This is a genomic window from Variovorax sp. PDC80 (assembly GCF_900115375.1).
Classification (GTDB): domain Bacteria; phylum Pseudomonadota; class Gammaproteobacteria; order Burkholderiales; family Burkholderiaceae_C; genus Variovorax.
In genome coordinates, this window is sequence record NZ_FOWG01000006.1 from 1 (window position 1) to 24,491 (window position 24,491).

23 protein-coding genes are annotated in these 24,491 nt (G+C 69.0%); 10 read left to right on the top strand and 13 right to left on the bottom strand.

The features are described from left to right. Nucleotides 1–236: hypothetical protein (locus tag BM109_RS41480; protein WP_218159379.1), on the top strand; the 236-nt coding region annotated here is incomplete at its 5' end. On the opposite strand, the gene BM109_RS17995 is transcribed toward BM109_RS41480, so the two are convergent. From BM109_RS17995 to BM109_RS18050, 12 genes are all read right to left on the bottom strand, one after another. Next, nucleotides 223–1,278: an aldo/keto reductase gene (locus BM109_RS17995; protein WP_093345096.1), complete on the bottom strand. Its 1,056-nt coding sequence runs from the start codon at nt 1,276–1,278 to the stop codon at nt 223–225. The two genes, BM109_RS41480 and BM109_RS17995, sit on opposite strands and share 14 nt — an antisense overlap. Before the next feature lie 26 nt (nt 1,279–1,304). After that, nucleotides 1,305–2,930, bottom strand: a complete 1,626-nt coding sequence (locus tag BM109_RS18000) for an MFS transporter (RefSeq protein ID WP_093345099.1) — start codon at nt 2,928–2,930, stop codon at nt 1,305–1,307. A gap of 63 nt (nt 2,931–2,993) precedes the next feature. Next, a complete protein-coding gene (locus tag BM109_RS18005; RefSeq protein ID WP_218159380.1) occupies nt 2,994–3,452 on the bottom strand; it encodes a MarR family winged helix-turn-helix transcriptional regulator in 459 nt (152 codons plus the stop codon). Nucleotides 3,453–3,572: 120 nt separating this feature from the next. Continuing rightward, nucleotides 3,573–5,516: an aconitase family protein gene (locus BM109_RS18010; RefSeq protein ID WP_177239378.1), complete on the bottom strand. Its 1,944-nt coding sequence runs from the start codon at nt 5,514–5,516 to the stop codon at nt 3,573–3,575. 23 nt (nt 5,517–5,539) lie between these two features. Next, nucleotides 5,540–6,520, bottom strand: coding sequence for a tripartite tricarboxylate transporter substrate-binding protein (locus tag BM109_RS18015; RefSeq protein ID WP_093345119.1), 981 nt, complete (start codon nt 6,518–6,520; stop codon nt 5,540–5,542). After that, a complete protein-coding gene (locus BM109_RS18020) occupies nt 6,517–7,152 on the bottom strand; it encodes an isochorismatase family protein (RefSeq protein WP_093345121.1) in 636 nt (211 codons plus the stop codon). Before BM109_RS18020 ends, BM109_RS18015 begins: the two co-directional genes overlap by 4 nt. Then, complete coding sequence (locus tag BM109_RS18025; RefSeq protein ID WP_093345126.1) at nt 7,149–8,195, bottom strand: 2,5-dihydroxypyridine 5,6-dioxygenase NicX family protein; 1,047 nt, start codon at nt 8,193–8,195, stop codon at nt 7,149–7,151. The genes BM109_RS18020 and BM109_RS18025 overlap by 4 nt, the downstream gene beginning before the upstream one ends. 27 nt (nt 8,196–8,222) lie before the next feature. Continuing rightward, nucleotides 8,223–9,218 (bottom strand): amidohydrolase family protein, encoded by a 996-nt coding sequence (locus BM109_RS18030; RefSeq protein WP_093345128.1) that lies wholly within the window; start codon nt 9,216–9,218, stop codon nt 8,223–8,225. 13 nt (nt 9,219–9,231) lie between these two features. Next, nucleotides 9,232–9,747, bottom strand: a complete 516-nt coding sequence (locus BM109_RS18035; RefSeq protein ID WP_093345131.1) for an aromatic-ring-hydroxylating dioxygenase subunit beta — start codon at nt 9,745–9,747, stop codon at nt 9,232–9,234. Then, nucleotides 9,744–11,054, bottom strand: a complete 1,311-nt coding sequence (locus BM109_RS18040) for an aromatic ring-hydroxylating oxygenase subunit alpha (protein ID WP_093345134.1) — start codon at nt 11,052–11,054, stop codon at nt 9,744–9,746. The genes BM109_RS18035 and BM109_RS18040 overlap by 4 nt, the downstream gene beginning before the upstream one ends. 21 nt (nt 11,055–11,075) lie before the next feature. Then, nucleotides 11,076–12,335, bottom strand: coding sequence for an NAD(P)/FAD-dependent oxidoreductase (locus BM109_RS18045; RefSeq protein WP_093345136.1), 1,260 nt, complete (start codon nt 12,333–12,335; stop codon nt 11,076–11,078). Next, on the bottom strand, nt 12,332–12,649 hold the full coding sequence (locus BM109_RS18050) for a non-heme iron oxygenase ferredoxin subunit (RefSeq protein ID WP_093346090.1): 318 nt from the start codon (nt 12,647–12,649) through the stop codon (nt 12,332–12,334). The genes BM109_RS18045 and BM109_RS18050 overlap by 4 nt, the downstream gene beginning before the upstream one ends. A 306-nt stretch (nt 12,650–12,955) precedes the next feature. Here BM109_RS18050 and BM109_RS18055 point away from each other — a divergent pair, with 306 nt between their 5' ends. The 5 genes from BM109_RS18055 to BM109_RS18075 are packed head-to-tail and all read left to right on the top strand — an operon-like array spanning nt 12,956 to nt 18,851. Then, nucleotides 12,956–15,337, top strand: coding sequence for a xanthine dehydrogenase family protein molybdopterin-binding subunit (locus BM109_RS18055; RefSeq protein WP_093345138.1), 2,382 nt, complete (start codon nt 12,956–12,958; stop codon nt 15,335–15,337). Further along, nucleotides 15,334–16,191 (top strand): FAD binding domain-containing protein, encoded by an 858-nt coding sequence (locus BM109_RS18060; RefSeq protein WP_093345141.1) that lies wholly within the window; start codon nt 15,334–15,336, stop codon nt 16,189–16,191. Before BM109_RS18055 ends, BM109_RS18060 begins: the two co-directional genes overlap by 4 nt. An 11-nt stretch (nt 16,192–16,202) precedes the next feature. Next, entirely contained in the window at nt 16,203–17,384 is a 1,182-nt protein-coding gene (locus BM109_RS18065) for a xanthine dehydrogenase family Fe-S subunit (protein ID WP_093346092.1), read from the top strand. A gap of 2 nt (nt 17,385–17,386) precedes the next feature. Continuing rightward, on the top strand, nt 17,387–18,214 hold the full coding sequence (locus BM109_RS18070; RefSeq protein WP_093345143.1) for an alpha/beta fold hydrolase: 828 nt from the start codon (nt 17,387–17,389) through the stop codon (nt 18,212–18,214). Nucleotides 18,215–18,251: 37 nt separating this feature from the next. Further along, a complete protein-coding gene (locus BM109_RS18075; protein WP_093345146.1) occupies nt 18,252–18,851 on the top strand; it encodes a MarR family winged helix-turn-helix transcriptional regulator in 600 nt (199 codons plus the stop codon). On the opposite strand, the gene BM109_RS18080 is transcribed toward BM109_RS18075, so the two are convergent. Then, nucleotides 18,835–19,638 carry an AraC family transcriptional regulator gene (locus tag BM109_RS18080; protein ID WP_256222636.1) on the bottom strand — a complete coding sequence of 268 codons (804 nt, stop codon included), beginning with the start codon at nt 19,636–19,638 and terminating at the stop codon, nt 18,835–18,837. The two genes, BM109_RS18075 and BM109_RS18080, sit on opposite strands and share 17 nt — an antisense overlap. A 175-nt stretch (nt 19,639–19,813) precedes the next feature. Here BM109_RS18080 and BM109_RS18085 point away from each other — a divergent pair, with 175 nt between their 5' ends. Genes BM109_RS18085 through BM109_RS18100 form a run of 4 tightly spaced genes read left to right on the top strand, consistent with a single transcriptional unit; the run spans nt 19,814 to nt 24,491 of the window. Continuing rightward, entirely contained in the window at nt 19,814–21,820 is a 2,007-nt protein-coding gene (locus BM109_RS18085; RefSeq protein WP_256222637.1) for an FUSC family protein, read from the top strand. Continuing rightward, entirely contained in the window at nt 21,817–22,023 is a 207-nt protein-coding gene (locus BM109_RS18090) for a DUF1656 domain-containing protein (protein WP_093345151.1), read from the top strand. The genes BM109_RS18085 and BM109_RS18090 overlap by 4 nt, the downstream gene beginning before the upstream one ends. 30 nt (nt 22,024–22,053) lie before the next feature. Next, nucleotides 22,054–23,031: an efflux RND transporter periplasmic adaptor subunit gene (locus tag BM109_RS18095; protein WP_093345154.1), complete on the top strand. Its 978-nt coding sequence runs from the start codon at nt 22,054–22,056 to the stop codon at nt 23,029–23,031. After that, on the top strand, nt 23,028–24,491 hold the full coding sequence (locus BM109_RS18100) for an efflux transporter outer membrane subunit (RefSeq protein WP_093345156.1): 1,464 nt from the start codon (nt 23,028–23,030) through the stop codon (nt 24,489–24,491). Before BM109_RS18095 ends, BM109_RS18100 begins: the two co-directional genes overlap by 4 nt.

Below are 24,491 nucleotides of genomic sequence, written 5' to 3' on the forward strand. Positions count from 1 at the left end.
TCCTTCCCATCCCGAACAGGACAGTGAAACGACTCAGCGCCGATGATAGTGCGGGTTCCCGTGTGAAAGTAGGTCATCGTCAGGCTCTTACAGCCAAAAAAGCCCCAACCAATCGGTTGGGGCTTTTTTCTTGGCAAAAGCAAAACAAAAAACAAAAAGCGCCCTGTCACGACAGGGCGCTTTTTTTGTTGGCAATTCAATTACCGATACGCGAGAAGCTAATCAGGCAACTTTGAAGGCAGGCAAATCCACCAGGTGAGGACGGCCGCCCAGCATCCGCGGAAGCGTCTCCGCATTGACTTCGAACGGGACCCCAGGAGCGATCTGGCTGACCTGATCGAGCCGGTCCACCAAGTCCTGCGGCAGCGCCAGGTCGAGCGCCAGAAGGTTGTTGTCGAGCTGCTCCACCGTACGCGGCCCGATGATCGTGATGATCGATGTGGTGGACTTCCGCGCCTTGGCGCCGAGCCATGCCAGGGCCACTTCGGCCGGCGATCTCCCGAGTTGCACACCCGCATCGATCACGGCGTCCACGACGGCCGCGTCGCGCTCGGTCTTCTCGGTGCGGATGACCCGGCCCATGCCCTGCAGCCGACCTTGCTCTCCATTGCGGTACTTGCCCGTGAGCAGGCCGCCCCCGAGCGGGGACCACACGGCAGCGGCCAAGCCCAGGGCTTCGGCCATCGGCATCAGTTCCCGGTCGGCGCTGCGTTCGATCAGGCTGTATTCGAACTGCACCCCCACCAGTGGCGACCAGCCACGCAGTTCCGCGAGCAGATCCGCGCGCGCGATGCGCCAGGCCGGGAAGTTCGAGAAGCCGGCGTAGAGGATCTTTCCCGCGCGCACCAGGTCATCGAGCCCTCGCAGAATTTCCTCGGTGGGTGTGACGTTGTCGGAGTGATGGACCCACAGCAGGTCGATGCGGTCCGTCTTGAGCCGTTGCAGGCTCTGCTCGACGGAGTAGACGAGGTTCTTGCGGCTGTTACCGGTCTTGGCGAGCGTCGGCTCCTTCGACGCGCCGCCGCTGTACTTCGTCGCCACCACGGTGTCGTCGCGGATCGGTGCGATGAGCTCGCCCAGCATGGATTCGGACTGGCCGAACTGGTAGCCGTCGGCGGTGTCGAAAAAGTTGCCGCCGGCCTCGAGATAGCGGTCGAACACCCGGCGCGCATCGGCATGCTCGGAGCCGTAGCCCCAGCCCGTGCCGAACAGGGCGACACCGAGTGCGAATTCAGAGACGCGAAGGCCGGACTTGCGGCCGAGAAGACGATAGCGCATGGAATTTCTCCTTCGTTGATGGACGATCACTCACTCGGCGCCACCATGTGCGCCTCTTGCAGGCCGTTCGCCGCCTGGGCATCGCGGCCGGGCATCAGCAGCCGTGTCAGCACCAGTGCGGCCACGGCCACGCCAGCGGCGGACCACGCGGCGGCGGCGAATCCGGTGCCGAATGCATGTCGCAACGCAGTTGCAGCAGCGGCGGCCGCATCTGTGGGAAGCGCCTGCAGTGCGTGCAGCGCCCCTGCTGCATCGCCCGCGCTGAAGCGCTTGGCCACGTCCCGGGCCAGCGCAGGTGCCAATGGCCACTGCGCAGCCGCGCGCTGGAAATCCGCAGTGGCCATCGCGACCAGCACCGCGCCCAATCCGGCCACGCCCGCCAGCAGACCGCTGAAGCGCGTGGTGCCCGCCAGGCCCGAGGCCATGCCCGCACGCTGCGGCGGGATCGCACCCTGCATGGCCTTGGCCGTTTCGCCGTTGAGCAGGCCGGCACCGGTGCCCGCGAGCGCCATCGCACAGGCGAAGGCTAGGTAGTTCGAGCCGCTGGTGGCCAGCAGTGCCATGGCCGCATTCGCCGCGCCGCTCAATCCCAGGCCCAGGCACAGCAACGCGCGTGGCGTCCACCCGGCCGTGTAGTGGGCTGCGACGCGCGGCACCAGGAACATGGGCAGTGCGAACGGCAGCATGGAGATGCCCGCGCTGGCCGGTGACAAGCCGAAGGCGTTCTGCAAGTACAGCGGCAGGTAGAACAGCATGACCTGCGCCCCCGCCGCGTAACCCACCATGGCGAAAGCGCTGCCGACGAAGGCCGGCGAGCGCAGCAGCCTGAAGTCGACCATGGGCCGCGCCTGCAGGCCCTCGATCACCACGAAGGCCTCGAGCAGCAGCACGCCGCCGATCAGGCGCCCCAGCACCGCGGGCGAAGTCCAGCCCAGCGCGTTGCCGTCGATGGCGGCCCAGGTCAGCAGGAACAGCGCACCGCTGAAGGTGGCGACGCCGCCATAGTCCAGGCGCACGGCTTCCTTGTCGCGCGACTCTTCCACCACCCGCAGCGTGGCGGCGATCAGCACCACGCCGATCGGCAGGTTGATGAGAAACACCCAGTGCCAGCCGATGGTGCTGGAGATCACTCCGCCGAGGATGGGCCCGCAGGTGATGGCGATGCCCAGGCAGGCGCCCCAGAACGCGTAGGCACGTGCGCGCGCCGGTCCCTGGAAGCTGTGGTTGATCACCGCCAGCGCCGCCGTCAACAGCAGGGCTGCGCCGATCCCCTGGAACGCCCGCGACACATTCAGCACCCAGGCGGCCGGGGCCGTGCCGCAGAACAGCGAAGCGCCGACGAAGAGCACCTGCCCCACCACCATGATGCGTCGCCGGCCATACCGGTCGCACAGCGAGCCCGCCGCCATGAGCAGGGCCGCGAAGGGCAGCATGTACGCGGTGATCACCCATTGCATGTCCGCGAACTCGGCATTGAGCGTGTGCGCGATGGTGGGCAGGGCGACCGCCACCACGTTGGTGTCGAGCATCACCAGCGACGACACCATGGAGGCCACCAGCAGAACGGCCTGCTGGCGACGTGGATCCTGCGCGATGGCAGGCGAGGCTGCGGCCCGTTGTGGCGCGGACGTGGGTGGAATGCTGGCGGTCATGATTTAAGGGCATATGCCCATATTGGGGTCAACGGGAAAAGCGGTGGATGCAAGCCCGAAAAATCAGGAGGCCCGCGAACTCAGCCGTTCGTCCGCGGCAATGTCCAGCAAGGTGATGCGCAAGATCGCCGCCTCCGCTTCGCCGAACACCTCGCAGAAGCGGTCCTGCGCGCGTTGCCACAGCGGCTGCGCGCGAGCGACGAGTGCCTGGCCCTTGCGGGTCAGCACGACCTGGCGCTGGCGCCGATCCGACTCGCCAGGCTGCAGCGCCAGCAGGCCATCGCGTTCCAGCGGGCGCAAGGTGTGGCCCAGGGCGGACCGGTCCATCACCAGGGCATCGGCCAGCACCTGAAGGGTGGGCGCCTCGCGGCCACGCCGGCTCAGTTCCATCAGGATCGAGTACTGGGTGGAACGCAGTCCCACGGGTGCCAGCGCTTCGTCATAGAGCTGCGTGACGCGGCGCGTGGCCTTGCGCAGCGCGGTGCTGCAGCACATGCCGTGGTGGTGATGGGCGGAGGTCATGCGCAATTATGGGTATATGCCCATAAACCGCGAGGGCGGTAGTGTTTACCGCGGGGCGCTGCCGCTTCGCCGTGAGCGCCTTGCGGCCGACGCCGCCATCAACCACCCGTGCCGAGCCTGCTACGGCTCGGCGATGCACCCCGCAACCGCCGATGCCGCAAGCACACGCGGATTGGCCAGATAGACATCGCCGTCCCCCATCCGCCCCGGCATGTTCCTGTTCGTCGCCGAGATGGCGACCTGCCCCGCGCGGGGCCCGCCGGGGCCCGCACTGATGCACGCGCCGCATCCAGGCTCGTCGATCACCGTCACGCCGGCCGCGACAAGCACGTCGTGGTAGCCCGCCTGCCTGGCCTGTTGCTGCACCAGCTGCGAGCCGTATTGCACATAGGTCGGAATGCGGACGCGGCGGCCGCTGAAGACTTCGGCATACATCGCAATGCTGCCCAGGTCACCGGCAGTGCACGAGCCGCCATAGGCCAGGTCCAGCGGCGTTCCCAGCACTTGCTCGAGCGGCACCCCGTTGCCGGGATGGCCGGGGCGCGCCACTAGGGTCTGGATCGCGCCGAGGTCGACGGTCATCACGCGCTCGTATTCGGCCTCCGGATCGGGACGCAGGCACAGGGCCCAGGCATCCTCCGGCGCGATCTGCCGCCGAACGGCCAGGTGATCGATCATCGCCAACGTGGGTTCGCACACGGCGGTCAACGCATTGCATTCGACCGCCATGTTCGCGAGCACGGCCTGCTCGTCGAACATCAAGGTCTCGAGGCCGCTGCCGCCGAATTCGATGACGCGGCCCGTGAAGATGCCCGATGCCTTGCCGATGCCGGCCAGGTGAAGCATCACGTCCTTCGCCGTGCAGGCCGCCGGCAAGCGGCCCTCGAGCTGGACCCTGACGGTCCGCGGGACACGAACGCCGAGGACATTCCACTCCCACACGGCCGCGATCTCGCTGTTGCCGACGCCGTAGGCCAGGCAATTGAGCGCGCCGGCGGAGCAGGTGTGCGAGTCGGTCCCGACGATGACCTGGCCGGGGAGGGCGACCTGCTCGCGGATCACCGTGTGGCAGATGCCGGTGGGCGTTCCTTGCGGCGTGGCGTGCCAGTGCATCCCGGTTCGTTCTGCCAGCGCGCGCTGGGACATGCGCAGATCGGCGATGCCGGCCAGCGCTTCGGCATCGATGCCCGGCAATCGCGAGGCCAGCGTCAGGTGGTCCGGAAAGGAGTGGACGGTTGCAGGCCGCTGGACGCGAACCGGTCGTCCGAGGGCCGCCTCGGCGGCGGCCGCGGCAGGCGCCGTCGTGTAGTCATGGGAGAACGCCGCATCGACCTCGAGGAAGCCGGTGTCCCCGGGCCGAACGGCACCGAAGCGCGTCTTCATGCGCCGTGCCATGATCTTCTCCGCGAGGGTCATCGCGCGGGCCGGCGTCGCGATGGCCTCGTCGGGTTCCTTGCCTTCGCTGCGGGCCTGCATGAAGGGGAACAGGCCGCCGCGACGAAGAATCCTGCGCGAGGTCGCGTCGAAGCCCTCGAGCAGCTCGTCGAATGCGAGGGTCTCGCCATCGGCCATGCGCCAGGCGAGTGCGGGATCGGTGATCGGCAGCATCCCGTTGTTGATCAGGTTCTGCCGATGGATGGGCGCGATGGACGGGGCGAACACCGCGCCGATCCCCGCGATCAGCAGCGCCCGCGCCGCGACCTCGCGCGAACTGCCTTCGCCCCATCCCTCGCCCGCCAGGATCAGGCCGAAGCCGCCTTGCCGTATCTCGCTGGCCTCGACGTAGCCGCCGTTTCCCAGGGAGCGCAGCAGGAGGTCGCCGAGCCGGTCGTCGTAGTAGTAGCAATCGGGGTTCGCCTTGATGATCGCGTCGGTCGATACATGGGCGAACAGATCGCAGACCACGGGCCTTTCGGTCAGTGTGGCGCCTTGCAACTGGGTGCGCAGCGGGCCACGGTCGTGCGTGAGATAGAGGGCCCTGCCCGCCAGCCTGGCGGCGGTGGCGAGGCCGTCGTCGTCCAGCAGGATGGTGAGATGGCCGACCTGGCGAAGCTTCGAAGTCATCGTGGGCATGAGAAAGGAGGTCGTCAATCGAGCGGCTTGAAGCCGGTGTCCTCGATCACCTTGCGCCACCGCTCGAGATCGGGCTTCATGCGCGCGGCCAGTTGGCTGGCGCCCGCATTGCCGGGCCTGAAGGCCAGCTGGCGGAAGGTCTCCTGCACGCTCGGCTGCTGCAGCGCGGTCTTCACCCCTGCCTCGACCTGCTGCACGAACTCCAGCGGCGTGCCGGCCGGATAGAAGAAGGCGTTGTAGTCCTCGAGCGTCAGCGCGCCGAAGCCCGCCTCGGCGATGGTCGGCACGTCCGGCAGGCTGCGCTCGGCGCCGCTGGTGGCCAGCAGCCTGATGCGGCCGCTGCCCAGGTGCGGCACCAGGCCCGAGGTCACGTCGACGCCGAAGGGTATCTGCCCGCCATTGAGTGCCTGCAGATGCGGCGCGCCGCCGAGGAAGGGAACGTAGTTCATCGCCACGCCGGCCTCGCGCCCGAGCATGGCGCCCATGAAGTGCGGGATCGAACCGACGCCGACGCCGCCGTAGTTCCCGTTCCTCGGATCCGCCTTCACCCACTGCACGTATTCGCGCAGCGACTTGATGCCCGGTGCTGCCGACGTGCTGGCGACGAAGCCGAACTCCATGTTGACGACGGACGCCACCGGCACGAAGTCGCGCAACGGGTCGTAGCCGAGGTTCTTGAAGACGTGCGGGTACACGCACATCAGCGTCGAGGATGTCAGCAGCAGGGTGTTGCCATCGGGCCTGGCGCTCTTCACGTAGGTGTTGGCCAGGCGGGCACCGGCACCGGGCTTGTTGTCCACGATGACGGTCGCCTTCAGCGCCTTCTCGAGGTGCGGCGACATGGTGCGCGCGATGACGTCGGTGGAACCGCCCGGCGGAAAGCCGATGACGATTCGCACGGTACGCCCGGACGCACTCGAGAGCTGCGCGCGCGCGACCTGCGCGGCGCCGAGCGCACCCATGGCGATCGTGTGGAGGACCTGTCGGCGCTTCATGATTGGCCCCCGTGAATGTGTTGCATGCCCAGCACCTCGTTGCGGGTCAGCAGGGTCGCGTATTTCTGTCCCATGTCGAACAGGTTGGCTTCGTGCGCCGGCAGCGAACGGTCGCCCACGCAGTCGGTCACGACCACCGGGCGGAAGCCGTGGCACATCGCGTCGACCACGCTGGCGCGCACGCAGCCGCTGGTGGTGCAGCCCGCCACCAGCACGGTCTTCGCGCCGCGCTGCGACAGCCAGCCCGCCAGCGAGCTGCCGAAGAAAGCGGAGGGATGGACCTTGCGCACCACCAGCTCGCCGGCGGAAGGCTGCAGCTGCGGCACGAACTGGCTGCCGTGCGCGTCTTCCTTCAAGGCGAGGATGCTGGGCACCTTGAGCGCGAAGATGTTGGCGTCGGCCCCGTCGTCCTGGTAGACCACCCGCGTGTGCGCGATCGGCCAGCCGCGTGCTCGCGCCTCGGCCAGGAGGCCGCGCGTGCATTCGATGGCGGGCCCGATGTTGCCGCCGCCGAAGCTGCCCGGGTCGGCGAACCCGTTGATGAAGTCGACGATCAGCAGGGCGAACGGGGCCTCGGGCGGCAGGGCGTTGCCGAAGCCCTGCTGGCGGTACACGTCTTCGTCGCGGCTCATTGCAGGGCCTCCTCGACGACCTTGCCGTCGCGCACCACCACCACGCCGTCGAGCTCCACCGTGCAGTTGCGCAGCGGAATGTCGAGATGGCAGGCCGTCGTGCGCGGACCGCCGACCTCGTTGTTGGGCCCCAGGGAGAACAGGAAGTTGCCTTCGAAGGCACGCGCGTCCATGCCCACTGTCTGCTCGCGGTCGAGCAGCGACAGCGTGTGCCAGTAGCAGCGCGGCTGCATGCCCCAGCCGATGTGCGCCATGGCATAGGCCTCGGGGTCCTTGTAGGCCTCCATGAACTCGCGCATCAGCTGCGCGTCGATGTCGCCTTCGATCTCGCGCACGAAGCCGTCGCGCACCGTCAGCGTGATCTTGTCGGCCATGTAGTTCTTCTGCGGCAGCAGGATGTCGCCCTTGTCGATCACGATGGTGCCGTCGCTCCCGCCCTCGTTGGCGAAGGTGAAGAGGAAGCCGCTGGGCCAATGGTCCCAGCGGCCGGGCTCGTCGCAGAACCCGTATTCGCCGATGGTGGGAAAGTCGCCGATCCTGAAGGTGGCATCGGTGCCAGCTGGCGAGGTCACGCGCATCAGCCGGGCCTTGCTCAGCACCTCGGTGGCGCGCCGCACGCGCCGGCGATCTTCCTGGGTGGGCACGACCCGCACCAGGATCTCTGGCGGCTCGACGGCCAGCAGGATCTTGGTGCCAGACCCGAGGATTTCCATCTGCTCGGGCGAGAACAGCAGCACCATCAGGTCGAGCACCAGGTCGCTCGTCTTCAGCGCCGCGAGCGCCACCGGGTTGTTGCTCAGCGGCGTCTCGCCCAGCCAGTTCAGGCGGTCGCGGCTCGTGGCCTTCTCGGCATTGATCGGCGGCAGCTCGATCGTCGTGACGATCGCGCCCGCGTTCTGGGCCGCGACCCGCGCGGTCCGCAGCGTCTGCGGGTTCGTGTAGGGCGCGCACAGGATGGTCACCGTTTGGCCGGGCTCGAGCCTGGACAGCCGGAGAACCTCTTCCCAGGCCTTCGTCAATTGGTAGTCGCTGACAGCGGACATTTTTTCTGTACCTCTTCGTTGGTGATGTCAGACCTGAGGCAGCACCGCTTCTTCGAGCGTTTCGAGCTTGAAGAGGCGGCGTGCATTGCCGTGGCAGACCAGCGCGCGCGTGGAGGCATCCAGCGGCGCGTTCTCGATGAACGTGCAGGCTTCCTCGGTGGACTCGAAGGGATAGTCGACCGAGAACAGGACGGCCTCGGCGCCGATCTCGCCGATCGCGCCCAGCAGGGCGGGCGCCGAGCACACGCCCGCGGTGGTGATCAGGATGTTGCGACCGAAGTATTCGCTCGGCTTGCGGGCCAGCGCGATGCCCGACGGATAGGCGGCGAAGCGGCTGTCGATCCGCGTGCGCTGGTAGGGCAGGAACTCGCCCATGTGCCCGAGCAGGAGCACGAGCCGCGGGAAGCGATCGAAGACGCCGCCGAACAGCAGGCGCAGCGCATGCCCCGCGGTTTCGACGCCCCAGCCCCATGTGGGGCCCAGCAGCACGGGCATGCCCGCGAGCAAGGCGGGTGGTGCGCTGAATGCGGCCGGGTGCAGGTAGACCGGGACACCGAGTGCTTCCGCGCGTTCCCAGAAGACGTCGAAGTCGCGGTGCTCGTAATAGCGGCCCAGCGTGTGACCGTTGATCAGCGCGCCCTTGAATCCGTATTCGCGAACGCTGCGTTCCAGTTCGTCCGCCGCGCTGGCCGGGTCCTGCAGCGCGACGTGCGCGAATGCGCCGAAGCGCTTCGGGTGGCGGGCCACGCGTCCCGCGAGGAACTCGTTGTTCTCTCGCGCTCGCCGAACCGCGAGCGCGCTGTCCGCTTCGGCCTGCACGCCGGGGGTGGTCTCCGACAGGATCGAATAGCCGATGTTGCCGGCATCCATTTCGTCGATGCGGCGGTCGTCGAAGTCGGAGAGCCGGGCGCCGATCTCTACGGTGAAGGCGCGCGGGAGCGCGCTGACGAAGGGTGCCCAGTACTGCTCGAATCCGGGGCCCGAGAAATGCTCTTCGAGTGCGATCTTTGGTGTGGTGTTCATGGTGGGTTTCCTGTCAGACCGGATAGACCAGGGCGGTCGCCAGCACTTCGGTGTCGTGGACGACGTCGCGGTGGAACAAGACGAGCCCGTCGGCGCGCCGCAGGAACTTGTCGTGGTAGATGCCCGCCAGATGGAGCGTCGAAGGACCCTCCACCAGGGTCTGCACGAGCATGAAGGGGGTCTGCGCGGCGATCGTGGATTCGTCCTCGTCCACCACGCGCGTGATGCCGAGCACGTGGACCATCTGGCGCGGCGCGAACATCTGCGAGTGGGCGATGGCCATCGCGCGGTCGCGGATCATGTCGAGCCCTTCGCAATACATCAGGCCGACGGGCATGCCGAGCAGCGCGTTCTCGCGCGAGGTCACGCGGTAGGTGGCGTCCTCGCAGAAGAACCCGGGCCAGCGTTCGATGTCGGCGGCGTCGAGCGCGGCGCAGTACTCGGCGTGGAAGACGTCGATCTCGGCGCGCAGTTCGATCGCGCGCCGGGGCGCGACCCTCGCGGGGCTGTAGGCGAGCGGGTTCTTCATGCCGTGGCCTCCGCGACGGGAATGCCCATCACCTCGCGGTAATAGGCGTACATCGAGCGGATGCAGGACTCGGAGATGAACCCACGCGTGGTGCCGGTCTGCCCGGCATCGAGCTGGATCACGTTGGTGTCCGTCGTCGAGCGGCGCATGCCTTCCTGGACGAACTTCAGCGCCTCGTTGTCTTCCACGCCCAGGAAGCCTCCAGGCCCCATCAGGTTGCCCTGGCGCAGGCGATGGCGCGTCATCTCGGGCGTGTCGTCCTCGTAGCCGAACATCGTCCACTGCATGATCATGCTGTTGGGCCCGTTCGGGATGATCTGGCGCACGCCCAGCGTGTTCAGCTCGCGCTGCACGATCATGTTCGGCCAGATGGTCATCATGATGGCCGACCAGGGCGAGTCGAATTCCTCCACGAAGTCGAGGAAGCGCTCGTCGCGCAGCTTCAGGTGGTCATGGAACGAGCGCATCTGCGACTTGTTGTCGTCGGAGACGCTGGCGTACTTCTCCTTCGTCTTGCGCGAGCCCATGAAGCCATGGCGCCCGTGCACCGTGTCCGCGTAGATCAGCGCCTTGACCCCCGCCACGGCCAGGCCGAACACCACCAGGAACGAATGCAGCAGCGTGGCGTGGTACGGGTCCTTGAGGTTCTCGTGGTACATCTTCCAGTTGCACGGAAGCTCGTTGCGGTAGTAGCCCAGCACCTTGAGCTTCTTGCCCGGGAAGGTCGAATCGAGCTGCTCGACGATCTCCGGCGTGAGGTACTCCTCGAGCGGCGGCGTGCGATCCGAATAGGTGGCGAACACCAGGCCGTTGCGCGTCGCCACGCGCAACTGGCGCAGGCCGTGGTCCTCGTTCCTGAAGCTCGGCGGCATGCCGCCCACCTTGTCGACGCCGCGCTTGAAGGGGATCCCCTGCAGGTTGCCCTTGAGGTCATAGGACCACTGGTGATAGGGGCAGACGAACTCCTTCGCATTGCCCTGGTTGTGGCGGCAGAACTCGGCCCCGCGGTGCGCGCAGCGGTTCTCGAAGACCGAGACGGTCCCGTCCTCCGCGCGCGCGATCACGACGGGCGTGGCGCCCACGTAGCCGCGCTTGTAGTCGCCGGTGGCCGGAATCTCGGCCTCGAGCGCAACGAAGTTCCAGCTCTCCCCCAGGAAGAACTTGTCGATCTCCCGGTCGTAGACCGCCTTGCTGGTGTAGACCCAGTCCGGGATCGTGTGGAGGGCATCGGCCGGCCAGACGCACTGCTCGAATGGCGGGTCCTTGTCGGCATTCGTGATTCCAATAACCGCTTGTGATTGATACATACAGGTCCTTCAAGAAAAGGGTCATGCGGCGACCGGCAAGCGCTGCAGCGCCTGCCTGGCCCATGCCCGGAGGTTGACGATCTCGTGGGAGAGGTCGCTGACGTCGACCGGCTGTGCGCGGTCGAAGAGAGGTCGGATGGCACGCAACTCGGCACCGCAGTTGAGGGCGACGCCATGGATCGGCACGCCGTCCCGATGTCCGATCCACAGCGCCTTGTCGTGCAGGGGATCGCCGCAGCGGAGGTACTGGAGGTCGCTGGCCGGAGCGCCCAGGACCTGGAGGTTGTGCCGGCCCTGGTCGGTCCAGAACCACGGCACCACCGGGGGCGGCGGCCGCAGGCCCAGGATGGCCGCGGCAGCCGCGCGTGCCTGCTCGTTCGCGTTCTGCCATGACTCGACGCGCGTGGGCCGCGGCTGGCCGCGACGCAACTGGCTTGCGCAATCGCCCACCGCGAAGACGAAGGGGTCGGTGGTCCGGCACTCGGCATCGACGAGTACGCCGCCGCCATCCGCGATGCCCAGTCCCGCATCGCGCGCGAGCTGGTCGTTGGGTACGAGGCCGATCGCGACCACGATCTGGTCGGCCTCCAGCCGCAGCCCCGCGGCGGTGACCAGCTCCATGCAGCCGTTCTCGGCGGCTCGCGCATGAACCAGCGAATCGTCCAGCACGAGCCGCACGCCCTCGCGCGCCAGCGCGGAGGCCAGCCATGCCGAGGCTTCGCTCGGCAGGAAGCGTTCGAGCAGCGGTGGCGTGCGCGCCAGCAGCGCTACCGACGACGCACCGGCCGCCAGCGCGGAATGCGCGAGCTCGAGGCCCAGGAAGCCGCCGCCGATGATGGCGATGCGGGGCCGCTCTCCGAGGGCCGCACGGAAGCGGCGCGCGTCGTCGAGGGTCCGGATGTAATGCACGCGCGGAGTGCCGCGCGGCAGGCCGGCCATCGTCATGGCTTCGCCGCCGGTGGCGAGCAGGCATGTGCCGTATGCGAACACGCGCCCGTCGCGGGCGCGGACTTCCTGCCGTTCAGGATCGAGTGCGACCACTTCGACGTTCGGAAGCAGCTCGACATCGATGTGCGACAAGACGCTCTCGGGCAGGACGTCGAGCCGGGGCTCGACCTCCGCGCTGAGCACGGCCTTCGACAGGGGCGGGCGCTCGTACGGCCGATGAGCCTCCTGGCCCAGCATGACGATCCGCCCCCGGTGGGCGAACTCGCGCAGCGTTTGCGCGGCGACGGCAGCCGACTGGCCGGCCCCGACGATGACGATCGGTTCGCGGCTCATGCGGCGTCCGGTGCCTGCACGTAGATGTCATCGCCCACGCGCTTCGTGGCGTGGGTGCGCAGGTCGACGGTCGCCGGGGCGCACAGGGCCTTGCCGGTGCGGATGTCGAAGCGTCCCTGGTGCAGCGGGCATTCGATGCATCCGTCTTCGAGGAAGCCGTCGGACAGTTGCGCCTTGCCGTGCGTGCAGATCCCGTCGGTGGCGAGGAACTCGCCACCCACGCGGTAGAGCGCGATGCTGTGGCCCGCGACGTTCACGGACCTGACTTCGTCCTCGCCCAGCTCCTGCGCCGAGGCCACCTTGATCCATTCCATGACGAGTTCCATTGCAGTGCTCTAAAAAATTGCTCAGTACACGTCGTAATTTAGGTGAAAAGAGATCGAGATGAATCAGGGTTTCCACGGGGAATGCTCGCTTCGGAGAAGGCAGGCCGAGCATCTGAATGTCGAGGAAGGTATCTATTTAATGGGGAGAAATGATCGATACGCCGGGTCGAAGCCTAGGGTTTCCACGCGTCAAGACAGGTGATCTGCTTTCGCCACGAGTTACCTATAATTAAGACAGTACACTTCGTATCTATCGATTTTTCCTGTCGATCCACCACACCTCGGAGACAACACATGGATCACGCAGAACTTCCGACACGGGCGCTCAAGCCCGAGGGGATCGGGGCCAGGGTTCCCCGCAAGGAAGACGCCCGGCACTTGGCGGGCAAGGGCAACTTCGTCGGCGATGTGGTGATGCCCGGGCTGCAGGAGGTCGCGTTCCTGCGCAGCCCGCTCGCGCACGCCGCCATCACGGGCGTGGAGATTCCGAAGGAGCTCGCGGGACGGGTGTTCGTGCGCGAGATGCTCGAGGGCGCGCTGGACATCCAGTCGCCGTCGAGCATTCCGGGCTACCAGTACTCGGAAGTGCCGCCGCTCGCGAAGGGCAAGGTCCGCCATGTCGGCGAGGCCGTCGCCATGGCGATCGCGCCGACACGCGCGCTTGCGGAGGACCTGCTCGAGGAGGTGCAGGTCTCGTACGACGAACTCCCGGTCTATCACGATGCCGCGTCCGCGCGGGCGGCGACCGGCGAGTTCCTTCACCCCGGCTGGAAGGACAACGTGTTCCTCACGCTGCGCATGGACCGGGACTTCGAGAAGGTCGCGGCGCAGGCCGAAGTCAAGGTCAGCCGCAGCGTCGAGCTCTCGCGCCAGTGCATCGCGCCCATGGAGGGCAAGTCCGTCATGGCGTACTGGGACTTCCGCACCGAGCAGCTGGTGCTGATCTGCGCGACGCAGTGCCCCCACCTGCTGCGCGCCGGCATCGCGCAGCACCTCGACATGAACGAGGAGTACGTGCGCGTGATCTCGCCGGACGTGGGCGGCGGCTTCGGCTACAAGGGCATGCTCTACCCGGAGGACATGTGCGTGGCCTGGCTGGCCAAGACGTACAAGCGCCCATTCCGCTATCTCGAGGATCGGCGCGAGCACCTGATCGTCGGCGCCAACACGCGCCAGCACCACTACGAGCTCACCGCGTACGCGGATCGCAACGGCAAGCTGCTCGCGCTCGACGCGGTGATCACCATCGACGGGGGCGCCTACTCGTACTGGCCGTTCTTCATCGGGCTCGAGCCCGGGCAGGCGCTCGGGAACCTGCCCGGCCCCTACACGATCCAGGGCTACCGATGCGAGACCGTCTGCATCGGCACGAACAAGCCCGGCTTCATGCCCTACCGGGGCGTGGCGCGCACCGGCGTCTGCTTCGCGATCGAACTGCTCATGGACGCGGTGGCGCGCGAAGTGGGCCGCGAACCGTGGCAGGTGCGCCTCGAGAATCTCGTGCCCGCCGCGCAGATGCCCTACGTGAACATCGCGAACAAGCACTTCGACAGCGGCGACTTTCGCGCCAGCCTTACGCGTGCGCTCGAGATGGTGGGCTACGAGGCCGTGCGCGAACGGCAGGCCCGCGGCGAGCCCGATGGCCGCCGCATCGGCTTCGGCGTCGCCACCTACACCGAGCAATCGGCGCACGGCACGGCGGTGTTCGCCGGCTGGGGCATCTCGGTCGTGCCCGGCTTCGACCAGGCGCTGGTGAGGATGACCGGCGACGGCGGCGTGGAAGTGCGCGTGGGCGTGCATTCGCACGGGCAGGGGATGGAGACCAGCTTCGCGCAGATCGCCCACGACGTGCTCGGCATCCCGGTCAGCCGCATCCGCGTGATCCATGGCGACACCGATCTCACGCCGTTCTCTTCCGGCACCTATGCCTCGCGCGCCACCGTGATGTCGGGCGGCGCCATCGCCACCGCCTGCAAGGAACTGCTGCCCCGGGTGCAGTCCATCGCGGCGCACCTGATGGGCGTGGATGCGCACGGCGTGTCCCTGCTCGACGGCCGGGCCTGGGCCGGCGAGCAGTCGATTCCGCTGTCCGACGTCGGACGCGCCTGGTACCTCACGCCGCAGGACCTGCCGCCAGAAGTCCACCTCGGCGGACTCGAGGTGTCGCGTGCCTACAAGCCCAAGGTCGACACCGGCACCTTCACCTATGCGAGCCACGCCGCCGTGGTCGCGGTGGACACCGAGACCGGCCAGGTCGAGATCCTCGACTACGTGGTGGTGGAGGACTGCGGCACCATCGTGAATCCGATGATCGTGGAAGGCCAGACCATCGGCGGCATCGCGCAGGGCATCGGCACCGCGATGTACGAGGAGAGCCCCTACGACGACCAGGCGCAGCCCCTGGCTTCCACGCTGGCCGACTACATCCTGCCGGGCGCCATGGAAATGCCCCGGATCCGGATCGAGCACACCGAGACCCCCTCGCCCCACACGGAGTTCGGCGCCAAGGGCATGGGAGAGGGCGGCGCGGTCGCGCCGCCCGCCGTGATCTTCAATGCCGTGAACGATGCCTTGCGAGGAACCGGTGCCGCCGAGTTGCGAATGACGCCGCTGACGCCCCGGCGCCTGCTGCAGGCGCTCGAATCGGCCAGGCCCGTGCGGGAGGGCGCGCTGTGAAGGCCGCGAACTTCGCATACGCCCGGGCGGCAGACGTAGACCACGCCATCGAGCTGCTGTCGAGGAACGGCACGGCCAAGCTTCTGGGCGGCAGCCAGTCGCTCGGGCCGATGCTGAACCTGCGCCTGGCCCGGCCCTCGGAGGTGATCGACATCGCGCAGATCGAAGACCTGCGCGTCGTGCGCGCGCACGGCGATGCCATCGAGATCGGCGCCGCCGTGACGCACGCGGAACTCGAGGACGGGGTGCATCCGCCCCTGGTGGGGCATCCGGTCCAGGACGTCGCGGCCGGCATCGCCTACCGCGCCATCCGCACGCGCGGCACCATCGGCGGCAGCCTGGCGCACGCCGATCCCGCGGCGGACTGGGTCGTGAGCCTCGCGGCCCTTGGTGCGCGCGTCCGGCTGCGGTCGCGCAGCGGCGAGCGCATCGTCGAGGCCGACAGCCTGCTGCTGGGCGCCTACACGACGGTGCTCGCGGCGGACGAGCTGATCGTCTCCGTCGCGGTGCCGGTCTCGACGCCCACCGCGCGCTGGGGCTATCACAAGCTGTGCCGCAAGACCGGCGAGTTCGCCGAAGCGAGCGCGGCCTGTTTCTTCGACCCCTCGCGCAACTGCGCGCGCGTGGTGCTCGGCGCGGTCGATGGTCCGCCGATCCTGTTGCGGAGCCTCGCGGCGCATCTGGGCGATGGCGCTACGCAGGGCCTGACGCGCGAGCAGGTGAAGACCGCCGTGAAGCAGGCCCTTCCCGAGCGCGACGCCATCGATCTCCGGCTGTTCGCCGCCGCCCTCGAGCGTGCGCTGCAGCAGGCCGGCGTGACGATCCATCACCAGGTTCAGGGAGCAAGGATTTGAACGCGATCTCCATGGAAGTCAACGGCCGCACGGTGAGCCGGGATGCCGAACCGAGGATGCACCTCGGCGATTTTCTGCGCGACGGGCTGCAGCTGACGGGAACGCACCTGAGTTGCGAACACGGCGTGTGCGGCGCCTGCACCGTGCTGCTGGATGGGCAGCCGGCGCGCTCCTGCACCACCTTCGCCGTGGCCTGCGAGGGGCATGCGGTCACGACCATCGAGGGCTATGACGACGATCCGGCGATGCGCCTGCTGCGTCCCGCCTTCACGCGGCACCACGCTCTCCAGTGCGGCTTCTGCACCCCCGGCATGCTCGCCACGGCCCGCGACATCGTGCTGCGGGTTCCCGCGGCCGACGAAGCGCGGGTTCGCCTCGAGCTCGCGGGCAACCTGTGCCGCTGCACCGGTTACCAGGGCATCGTCGACGCCATCCTGGACGTGCTGAAGCAGCAGCGCGACACGCCGGACCCGCGCGTCGAACGGCTGCGCGACACGCTGCGCGCGCCGCGACCGGTGACGGTCTACCGCAAGCCTGCCCACGCAACGCCGGCACCGACGCCGGCGCCCGCTGCTTCGGCCTCGCCCAGGACCGAGGTCGTCGCCGAGGTCGATGACGGCATCCTCGCCAAGGCCCGGGCCAAGGGCCATGCGATCGATGCGTCCTTCGACGTCCCTTTTCCCGCCGAGCAGGTCTGGGCGCTCATGGGCGATCTGCCGACGGTCGCGTCCTGCCTGCCGGGCGCGCGCATCGACTCGCACGATGGAGAGCGGGTCAAGGGCAGCATCGCCATCAAGTTCGGCCCGATGTCGGCCGCCTTCGTCGGCGCGGCGCGCCTCGAGCGCGACGATGCCCTCAAGCGGGCCGTCCTGCGCGGCGCGGGCCAGGACAGCCTGAGCAAGTCGCGCGCCCAGGGCAACGTGGCCTATCGATTGGAGTCGAGCGACGCCGGCCACACGCGGGTCCAAGTGGACATGGTGTACGCCCTCCAGGGACCGCTGGCGCAGTTCTCGCGCTCGGGCCTGGTCAAGGATTTCGTGCGCCGCATGGTGGCCGATTTCGGCGTGCAGGTGTCGCGACGCCTGGCGGGAGAGACCGCACCCGCCGATGAAGCGAAGCGCTCGGTGTCCCTGCTGGCCATCCTGTGGAGCGTGGCCGTCGACCGCCTTCGCCGCGTGTTCAGGCGGGCCTGACGATGACGCTCGCGCCCTACGGCTACCACGTGCGCGCCAATGGCGTGCGTCTGCACCTGCTTCGCTTCGGCGGGCAGGGGCCTCGCCTTCTGATCCTTCCGGGCATCACGAGCCCGGCCGTGACCTGGGGCTTCGTCGCCGAACGCCTGGCGCCGCACTTCGACGTCCACGTGCTCGACTTCCGGGGACGCGGGCTGTCGTTCAGCGCCCCAGGCATGGATGCGAGCCTGGAGACGATGGCCGCCGATGTCCTCGGCATCCTCGCCTCGCCGGACTGGTCGGCCACGACGGTGCTGGGCCATTCGATGGGCGCGCGCGTGGCGATTCGCGCCGCCGTGCGCGATTCGCGGCAGATGGCCCGGGTCCTGCTGATCGATCCACCCGTTTCGGGGCCCGGCCGCCGGAGCTATCCGTACCCGCTGGATTTGTACGTGAACTCGATCCGGGCAGCGGTGCAGGGGATCACGGCGGAGGCTCTGCGTGCGTTCACGCCCACGTGGACCGACGAACAGTTGCGGCTGCGCGCCCAATGGCTGCACACATGCGACGAGGCTGCCATCGTGCAGGCCCACCGCGGATTTCACGAGGACGACATCCACGCCGACATCGCGCGGCTCGAAACGCCGGGACTGCTGATGGCGGCGGGCCGCGGCGGCGTCATCTCGGCGGAAGACAGGGCCGAGATCCGGGCGCTGGCTCCCCACCTGTCCCAATGCGTCGCCGCCGACGCGGGCCACATGATCCCCTGGGACGACGCGGAAGGCTTCTTCCGGTTGCTCGGCGAGTACCTGCGGATCGACCTGCGCCACGCGCCCCGGCGGGTCGCGTAGATACACTCGCGAACGTGAGACATCCACCATCCAGAGCATGACGACCCAGCGCAATTCAACGCAGAAGACCGCAGCGGCGAAGGACGCCGCGAGCCGGCCGGCGCCGTTCAATCCCTTGCGGCAACTCATGTTCAGCCGCCCGAATTTCCTGATCCGGCGCCTGCATCAGATCGGCGCGGCCATCTTCTACGAGCTCTGCCACTCGGAGAGCATCACGCCGCTGCAGGTGGGAATGCTGACGGCACTGTCGATGAACCCGTGGCTCGACCAGAAGGCGATCGGCCGCGAGCTCGCCCTCGACCGCACGACGACCGCGGAGGTGCTCAAGCGCCTGAGCGAGAAGGGCCTGATCGAAACGCGCGTCAACCCGGACGACCGCCGCTCGAGGCTGTCGGTGATCACCAAGGACGGACTCAAGCTCATCCAGGAACTGCAGGACAGCGTGCGCCATGCGCAGGAGCTGCTGATGGAGCCGCTGTCCGCGGAGGATCAGCAGGTCTTCATGGGCCTGCTGACGCGGCTGGTCGAAGCGCACGAGCTGCGCGATGTCGCGGCGCGGCCCGAGGCCTCGACCGCCGTCGATGGCGAGCCGCCCTCCACGCGCCGCCGCCCGCGCGCGGTCAAGCGCCCACTTTGAAGCGCTCGGCGATGTAGGTGGCCGGCGGCTTGCCGAAGGCCTTCTTGAACATCGTGATGAAGGCGGACGGCGACTCGTACCCCAGGCCATAGGCCACCTGCTGCACGGTCGCGCCGCCCGAGAGTTCGCGAAGCGCCACGATCATGTGCAGCTGGCGCCGCCAGCGGCCGAAGCTCAGGCCGGTCTGCGCCGTGCACAGCCGGGTCAGGGTGCGCTCGCTGGTCCCGGTCTCGGCGGCCCAGTCCTGCAGGGTCCGGCGGTCCGAGGGGTCGAGCGTGATGGCGCGGGAGATCTTTCGAAGCCGCGCGTCCTGCGGCATCGGCAACGAGAAGTCCTCGTTCGGCATCGTGCCGAGCTGATCGAGCAGCACATGCGCGAGCCGGTCGGTCGCGCTGCCGGGCTCGTAGGTCGGCGGCAGGCCGGCCAGGTGCTGGATCATTTCGCTCAGCATGGTGCTGATGGCCAGGGTGCAGCACTTCGTCGGCAATGCGCCCGTGCCCGGCGCGACGAACAGATAGAAGATCAGCGCGTTCGCCGTGCCGTGGTTGCTGTGCGGCGTGCCGCCCGGAATCCACACGCCCGCCTGCGGCGGCACCATCCACAGCGCGCCCGGCACTTCGCACGACACTGCGCCGCGCAGCGCGATGACCAGCTGCCCCATCTGGTGCTGGTGGATAGGGATCTCGCGCGCACGCGCCTCGACGTCCACGCGCAGCGCCATGACGGGCACGGTGAGCTGGTGGTCCAGGCCTTCGGGGACGACCTCGGGGCGTTGCATGGTCTCCATGGGCGTTGCTGCGAGCCGGCCATTCTCGCCGCGCCGAGCGAAGGCTCCGGACGGAAGGGGCGCACGCCATGCCGTGGCCGAAAAGAGAAATCGTTCGGCCAGGAATGCAATTTCCGCCACGGGCACCGCTGCCTAGCATCGACTTATGCAAAGTATTCGCTTCTCTCGCCCCGAGATGCTCTTCTCCCTCAAGAGCTTCGCGGGTGCCATGCTCGCGCTGTACCTGGCCAGCCGCGCCGGCCTGCCACGGCCCTTCTGGGCCTTCATGACCGCCTACATCGTGGCGCATCCGCTCGCGGGCAACGTGCGCTCGAAGGCGCTCTATCGCTTCATGGGCACCCTGCTCGGCTGCGCGGCCACCGTGGTGCTGATCCCGTCACTGTCGGCCGCGCCCGAGCTGCTGACGCTGGCGCTCGCGCTGTGGACCGGGCTGTGCCTCTACCTCTCGCTGCTGGACCGCAGCGCGCGCTCCTATGTCTTCCTGCTGGCGGGCTACTCGGCCGCGCTCATCGGCTTCCCGCTGGTGGAAGCGCCCGCGGCCATGTTCGACACCGCCGTGGCGCGCGTGCAGGAGATCGGGCTGGGCATCCTGTGCGCCAGCCTGGTCCACAGCCTCGTGCTGCCGGCCAGCCTGGCGCCGCCGCTGCTCGGGTTGATGGACCGTGCGCTCGGCGACGCGCGCCGGTGGATGAGCGACCTGCTCGGTGACGGCCTCGCCCATGCGGATGGCGCGCGCATGGCCGCGGACCGCCAGCGGCTGGCGCTGGACATCACGCAGCTGCGCCTGCTGTCGACCCATGTGCCCTTCGACACCGGCAACCTGCGCTGGACCGCGGGCGCCATCCGCGCCATGCAGGACCGCCTCGCGGCGCTCACGCCCACGCTGTCGGCGATCGAGGACCGGCTCGAGGCGCTGAGGGTCGCCGAGGGCGAGGTGCCGCGGGACATCGTCTCGGCCTTCGGGCGCCACATGGGCTGGATGGCGCCGCAAGGAGCGAGCCTGCCGGCCGCGGCCATCGACGAAACGCGTACCGCATTTCGCGCGCTGGCCGATGGGCCGGCGTCGTCACCCTGGATCCGCGCACTGCGCATCGACCTCGCCGTGCGCCTCGAGGAACTGGTGCGCGAGTGGCAGGCCTGCATCGGACTGCGCGCCGACATCGACGCCGGCCTCGCGGGCAGCGCGATGCCACGACAGCGTGCCGCCGCGCTCGGTCAGAAGGTGCTGCATCGCGACCGGGGCCTGGCACTGCGCTCGGCCGTGACGGCCGTGCTGGCCACCTGCGCATGCTGCGCGGTCTGGATCGCCACGGCATGGCCCTCGGGCTCGGCCGCGGCCATGTCGGCGGCCGTCTTCTGCAGCTTCTTCGCGACGATGGACGATCCCGTGCCGGCCATGCACAAGTTCGTCGTCGCCTTGCTGTGGTCCTTGCCGGTGTCGGTGTTCTGCGTGCTGGTGGTGATGCCGCTGGCGCGCGACTTCGGCATGCTGGCGCTGTGCATCGCGCCGTTCTTTTTGCTCGTCGGCTGCTACATCGCGCGGCCCGCCAGTTCGCTCGCGGCACTGGGCATGTTCTTCGGCGTGGCCGGCACGCTCGCCTTGCAGGACACCGCCAACGCGGACCTGCCGAGCCTTCTCAATTCGAACCTCGCGCTGATCCTGGGCGCGGTGGCCGCGGCGCGCATCACGGCGCTCATGCGCAGCGTGGGCAGCGACTGGAGTGCCCGGCGCATACGGCGCGCGACCTCGCTCGATCTGGCCGAGTTGGCGGCCGATCCGCAAGGCGCATTCGCGCGCGACGCCTATGCCGGCCGGATGCTGGACCGCATCGCGCTGCTCGCACCGCGCACGGCACCGGGCGCGGGTGAGGAAGCCCGGGCCGACGCGCGGCTCGCGCTGCGCGACCTGCGCATGGGTGCCGACATCGCGTCCCTGCAACAGTGGCGCCGCTGCCTCCCCTCCGAAGCCGTCGGCCGCCTGCTCGCGGACTCGGCCCGGGTCTTTCGTGCTCAGGCCGCGGGGGCGCCACGGCGCGATGAACCGCTGCTGCCGCAGATCGACCGCCTGCTGCTCGGCGCGCTGCATGGCGATGCCGAGCAGCCTGACGGCGCCGCCATCGCCGCGCTCGTGGGCCTTCGACGCAATCTCTTTCCAGCGGCCCAGGGCGCACTCCACCCATGATCGAAACGAGTTTCCACGGTGTGTACCTGCCGGGGCTGATGCTGCTGAACGGCGGCGCGCTGGCGTGTTCCTGGGCGCTGCGCCGCCTGCTGTCGCTGGCCGGCGTCTACCGCTGGGTATGGCATCCGGCCCTGTTCGACCTGGCGGTGTACGTGCTGCTGCTCTTCGCCCTGGCCCGTTTCACCGGCGCCTTCGCCACCTGATTCCCGCGCTTCGCATTGCATTCCTTCTCCATGAAACCTGACGCCATTCCCTTTCCCGCCTGGGCTCGCCGCGGCATCCGCCTGCTCGTCACCCTGGCGGTCGTCGCGGCGGCCTGCTGGGCCGCCTGGCAACTGTGGGACCACTACGAGCTGGCCCCCTGGACCCGCAACGGACGCGTGCGCGCCGAGATCGTGCAGGTCGCGCCCGACGTGTCCGGCCTGGTGACCGATGTCGCGGTGCGCGACAACCAGTTCGTCGCCGCCGGCGCGCCGCTGTTCTCGCTGGACAAGGCCCGTTTCGAACTGGCCGTGCAGCAGGCCGAGGCCGCCGTCGCCGCGCAGGCCGTCGCGCTCGACAACCAGCGCATCTTCATCGCGCAGGCACAGCGCGAGAACAACCGCAACGCGGGCCTGGGCGAGCTGGTCTCGCAGGAGCTTCGCGAGCAGTCGCGCGCGCGGCTTGACCAGGCGAACGGCACGCTGCGCGCGGCCGAGGTGGCGTTGCGGCAGGCACAGGTCGCGCTGGACACCGCGCGGCTGAACCTGCGCCGCACGCAGGTGCATGCCCCCGCCGACGGTCTCGTGACCAACCTCGACCTGCGGCAAGGTGCCTACGCGAGCGCCGGTCATCCGGTGATGGCTTTGGTGGATGCGGGGTCGGTCTACGTCGAGGGCTATTTCGAGGAGAACAAGCTGCCGCGCATCCACCTGGGCGACCGGGTGCGCGTGACGCCCATGGACGCCGATGCGCTCGAAGGCACCGTGGAGAGCATCGCGGCCGGCATCGCCGATCGCGATCGCAGCACCGGCGCCAACCTGCTTCCCAGCGTGAACCCGACCTTCAACTGGGTGCGGCTCGCACAGCGCGTGCCCGTGCGCGTGAAGCTGGACGCGATACCGGCGGGCACGCGGCTGGTCACGGGCCAGACGGTCACGGTGCAGGTGCTCGGGGCGTCGGCGGCGCGGGAGGCAGCGGCCGTCGCGCGCCGCTCGGAGCTTCCTGGATGAGCCGCCTGCATCGACTTCTGGTCGCCGCCGCGGCGGGTGTGTTGCTGGCCGGTTGTGCCCACTCGCCCGTCGGCCCCGACTATGTGGCGCCGGCCGCGCTCTCGCCCGCGCAGGCGGCCTCCGCGGGACCGTTCCTGTCGGCCGAAGGCAACGCGGCGGACGCGGCCCTGCCGCCGAACTGGTGGCATCTGTACCAGGACCCGCAGCTGGACGCGCTGATCGCCCGAGCCTTCGCGCACAACGCCGACCTGCGGCAGGCCATCGCCAGCTTCGAGCGCGACCAGGCGCTCGAGGCCGAGGTGCGCGGGCCGGAGCGCCCGACGCTGGCCCTGAGCGGCGGCCCCGGCTTCGGCCATGTCTCGGGGCTCACGCTCGTGCAGAAGGACTACGAACCGCCGAGCCGCTTCACCTATGGCGCGAGCGCGAACCTGTCCTACCAGCTCGACCTGTTCGGCCAGTTGCGCCGCGCCGTCGAGGCGGCCGAGGCCGGCAGCGGCGCGGCGCAAGCCGCCGTCGACCTGGTGCGCGTCAACGTCGCCGGCGGCACCGCCAGGGCCTATGCCGAGGCCTGCGCCACCGGCTTGCGTTTGCGCAGCGCCCACGAGTCGGTGCGGCTGCAGGAAGAGGCCGTACGGCTCGCGCAACGGCTGCAGCAGGCCGGCAGGGTGGGGGCCATCGACACCGCGCGTGCACGCGGCCAGCTCGAGCTGCTGCGCGCCTCGCTGCCACCGCTGCAGGCGCAGCGCCAGAACGCGCTGTACCGCCTGGCCACACTGACTGGCGAGGCCCCGCGCGACTTTCCGGCCCAGGTGGCCGCATGCGACAGCCCCCCGCGCGTGGCCGGTCCGCTGCCCGTGGGCGATGGTGCAACCCTGTTGCGTCGCCGGCCCGACGTGCGCCAGGCCGAGCGCAGCCTCGCGGCCGCCACCGCCCGCATCGGCGTGGCGACGGCCGAGCTCTACCCCAAGGTCGTGCTGGGCCTGTCGGCCAGCTCGGCCGGCTTCATGGACCGGTTCGGCAACCGCGAGTCGTTCAGCTACAGCCTGGGCCCGCTGATCAGCTGGACGCTGCCCACCAACGGCGTGGCCCGCGCGCGCATCGCGCAGGCCGAGGCCGCTACGCGGCAGGCGGCAGCCCGCTTCGATGCCACCGTGCTCACGGCGCTGCGCGAGGTCGAGACCGCGCTCGAGTCCTATGCGCGCGAACTGGACCGGCATGCCGCGCTCGCGGCCGCGCGCGACCAGAGTGCCGTGGTCGCGGCGCAGGCACGCGCGCTCTACGTCAACGGCAAGACCGCGCAACTCGACGCGCTCGACGCCCTGCGCACGCTGGCGGCCAGCGAGGCCGCGCTGGCGGCATCGGAAGCCCAACTCGCGGACGGCCAGTTCGCCGTGTTCATGGCGCTCGGGGGCGGCTGGGAAGGCGAAGGACAGGACCGGCTCGCAAAGGCGGCGCCCTAG

What these genes read in the sequence shown, in the direction of transcription:
- BM109_RS18010 (WP_177239378.1), bottom strand. Translation starts at nt 5,516, where the DNA reads ATGACTTCGAAGCTTCGCCAGGTCGGCCATCTCACCATCCTGCTGGAC.
- BM109_RS18050 (WP_093346090.1), bottom strand. Translation starts at nt 12,649, where the DNA reads ATGGAATGGATCAAGGTGGCCTCGGCGCAGGAGCTGGGCGAGGACGAA.
- BM109_RS18030 (WP_093345128.1), bottom strand. Translation starts at nt 9,218, where the DNA reads ATGAACACCACACCAAAGATCGCACTCGAAGAGCATTTCTCGGGCCCC.
- BM109_RS18085 (WP_256222637.1), top strand. Translation starts at nt 19,814, where the DNA reads ATGCTCTTCTCCCTCAAGAGCTTCGCGGGTGCCATGCTCGCGCTGTAC.
- BM109_RS18065 (WP_093346092.1), top strand. Translation starts at nt 16,203, where the DNA reads ATGGAAGTCAACGGCCGCACGGTGAGCCGGGATGCCGAACCGAGGATG.
- BM109_RS17995 (WP_093345096.1), bottom strand. Translation starts at nt 1,278, where the DNA reads ATGCGCTATCGTCTTCTCGGCCGCAAGTCCGGCCTTCGCGTCTCTGAA.
- BM109_RS18015 (WP_093345119.1), bottom strand. Translation starts at nt 6,520, where the DNA reads ATGAAGCGCCGACAGGTCCTCCACACGATCGCCATGGGTGCGCTCGGC.
- BM109_RS18020 (WP_093345121.1), bottom strand. Translation starts at nt 7,152, where the DNA reads ATGAGCCGCGACGAAGACGTGTACCGCCAGCAGGGCTTCGGCAACGCC.
- BM109_RS18005 (WP_218159380.1), bottom strand. Translation starts at nt 3,452, where the DNA reads ATGACCTCCGCCCATCACCACCACGGCATGTGCTGCAGCACCGCGCTG.
- BM109_RS18055 (WP_093345138.1), top strand. Translation starts at nt 12,956, where the DNA reads ATGGATCACGCAGAACTTCCGACACGGGCGCTCAAGCCCGAGGGGATC.
- BM109_RS18070 (WP_093345143.1), top strand. Translation starts at nt 17,387, where the DNA reads ATGACGCTCGCGCCCTACGGCTACCACGTGCGCGCCAATGGCGTGCGT.
- BM109_RS18035 (WP_093345131.1), bottom strand. Translation starts at nt 9,747, where the DNA reads ATGAAGAACCCGCTCGCCTACAGCCCCGCGAGGGTCGCGCCCCGGCGC.
- BM109_RS18025 (WP_093345126.1), bottom strand. Translation starts at nt 8,195, where the DNA reads ATGTCCGCTGTCAGCGACTACCAATTGACGAAGGCCTGGGAAGAGGTT.
- BM109_RS18045 (WP_093345136.1), bottom strand. Translation starts at nt 12,335, where the DNA reads ATGAGCCGCGAACCGATCGTCATCGTCGGGGCCGGCCAGTCGGCTGCC.
- BM109_RS18080 (WP_256222636.1), bottom strand. Translation starts at nt 19,638, where the DNA reads ATGGAGACCATGCAACGCCCCGAGGTCGTCCCCGAAGGCCTGGACCAC.
- BM109_RS18040 (WP_093345134.1), bottom strand. Translation starts at nt 11,054, where the DNA reads ATGTATCAATCACAAGCGGTTATTGGAATCACGAATGCCGACAAGGAC.
- BM109_RS18000 (WP_093345099.1), bottom strand. Translation starts at nt 2,930, where the DNA reads ATGACCGCCAGCATTCCACCCACGTCCGCGCCACAACGGGCCGCAGCC.
- BM109_RS18090 (WP_093345151.1), top strand. Translation starts at nt 21,817, where the DNA reads ATGATCGAAACGAGTTTCCACGGTGTGTACCTGCCGGGGCTGATGCTG.
- BM109_RS18095 (WP_093345154.1), top strand. Translation starts at nt 22,054, where the DNA reads ATGAAACCTGACGCCATTCCCTTTCCCGCCTGGGCTCGCCGCGGCATC.
- BM109_RS18100 (WP_093345156.1), top strand. Translation starts at nt 23,028, where the DNA reads ATGAGCCGCCTGCATCGACTTCTGGTCGCCGCCGCGGCGGGTGTGTTG.
- BM109_RS18075 (WP_093345146.1), top strand. Translation starts at nt 18,252, where the DNA reads ATGACGACCCAGCGCAATTCAACGCAGAAGACCGCAGCGGCGAAGGAC.